We start from the raw sequence: 1748 nt of genomic DNA, 5'->3' as shown, positions 1-1748 counted from the left end.
CCAGAAAGATTCATCATCAATCCAACCCATCAAACCCCGGGACCAAACACCTAGGTCTGCCGACATACTTGGTCGCAAGCTGATCGACACCGCCGCTACACGTGCTCCAAAGCGGCGGTGTCGATCGGCATCGATAAGCGTCCTGTTTCCGGTTACTCCGCCAATCAACCGTGCGGGCGCATAACAACCTTGATCACACCTTCTTCCTTGTCGCGGAATTTAGCGTACATTTCTGGCGCGTCTTCAAGACTGGCCGGGTGGGTGATCACGAAGCTGGGGTCGATCGCGCCCGCGACGATTTTTTCCAGCAACGGTCTAGTATAGCGCTGCACGTGGGTTTGGCCGAGCTTGATCGTTAGTCCTTTGTTCATCGCTGCACCGATCGGAAGCTTGTCACCCATCCCGACGTAGACGCCGGGCACGGAGACCGTGCCGCCCTTGCGGCAGCTCATGATCGCCTGCCGCAGGACGTGGACGCGATCAGTGGCGAGCATCATGCTTGCCTTCACCTTGTCCATGACCGCGTCCGCCGCCCCGTGCGCGGCCGCCTCGCAGCCGACAGCATCGATGCAGCTGTCGGGGCCCCGGCCCTTGGTTCGCGCCTGCAGCTCGTCATAGACATCGGTTTCGGCGAAGTTAATTGTCTCAGCGCCACCGGCCTCCGCCATGGCGAGTCGCTCGGGCACCTCGTCGATCGCGATCACGCGGCCGGCGCCCATCATCAGCGCGGAGCGGATGGCGAACTGGCCGACCGGACCGCAGCCCCAGATCGCGACGGTGTCGCCATGCTCGATCTGCGCATTCTCGGCGGCCATGTAGCCGGTCGGGAAGATATCCGATAGGAAGAGGGCCTGCTCGTCGGTAACGTTGTCGGGAATCTTGATCGGACCGACATCCGCCATCGGCACGCGGAGATACTCCGCCTGACCGCCGCAGTAGCCGCCCAGCATGTGGCTGAAGCCGAACAGCCCGGCGGGCGAATGGCCCATCGCCTTGGCGGCCATCTCGGCGTTCGGATTGGTCCGATCGCAGGCCGCAAACAGACCCTTCTTGCAGAACCAGCAATCGCCGCAGCTGATCGTGAACGGCACCACCACCCGGTCCCCGATCTTGAGGTTGGTGACCTCGGACCCGAGCGCCACGACCTCGCCCATGTTCTCGTGGCCGAGGATGTCGCCGGCCTCCATGGTGGGCTGGTAGCCATCCAGCAGGTGAAGGTCCGACCCACAGATCGCGCAGGCGGTTACTTTGATGATCGCATCGCGCGGGTGCTTGATCTCGGGATCCGCGACGGTGTCGACACGGACATCGCCCTTACCGTGCCAGCATAGTGCGCGCATGTCGTTTCCCCCATCTAATCGGACGTCCCCGTCGTAAGGACCTCGCCTAAGGCGCTCAACGCCTTGGGCTGCGGCATGGTTCCCGTCTGTCGGATCCGTGAACGAGCAGCCATTTTCGGGCAACGATCGGCGAGCTCACCCGCGACATCAGGCTCAAACTGTTCGTAAAACGGCCGGGGCTGTTGAAAAATGCGCCGCTTGCACCCGGTACGATTGGGGCGGAATGACACCCCAAAACACAGCGATCCCGTCCCACAAGGAACCTCCAACGGGACAGCCGTCACTGGACACAAAAATGCGTCCTATCCCCGCCGGGGCTTTCCCAAAATATGTTCCCGAAATTCGCTGTTTTAAGTGTTTGGTCCCGGGGTTTGATGGGTTGGATTGATGATGAATCTTTCTGGCTCT

General features: G+C 61.4%; 1 protein-coding gene. It reads right to left on the bottom strand.

All coding sequences use genetic code 11. The annotated features are described in order from the left end of the window. Nucleotides 1-164: 164 nt before the first annotated feature. A complete protein-coding gene (locus APA10_RS11800; RefSeq protein WP_035366856.1) occupies nt 165-1340 on the bottom strand; it encodes a zinc-dependent alcohol dehydrogenase in 1176 nt (391 codons plus the stop codon). Nucleotides 1341-1748: the final 408 nt, after the last annotated feature.

Source organism: Acetobacter pasteurianus subsp. pasteurianus LMG 1262 = NBRC 106471 (assembly GCF_000285275.1).
GTDB lineage: Bacteria > Pseudomonadota > Alphaproteobacteria > Acetobacterales > Acetobacteraceae > Acetobacter > Acetobacter pasteurianus.
Note: the sequence above shows the minus strand (reverse complement) of the source record. Positions and strands in the feature narration are given on the sequence as shown.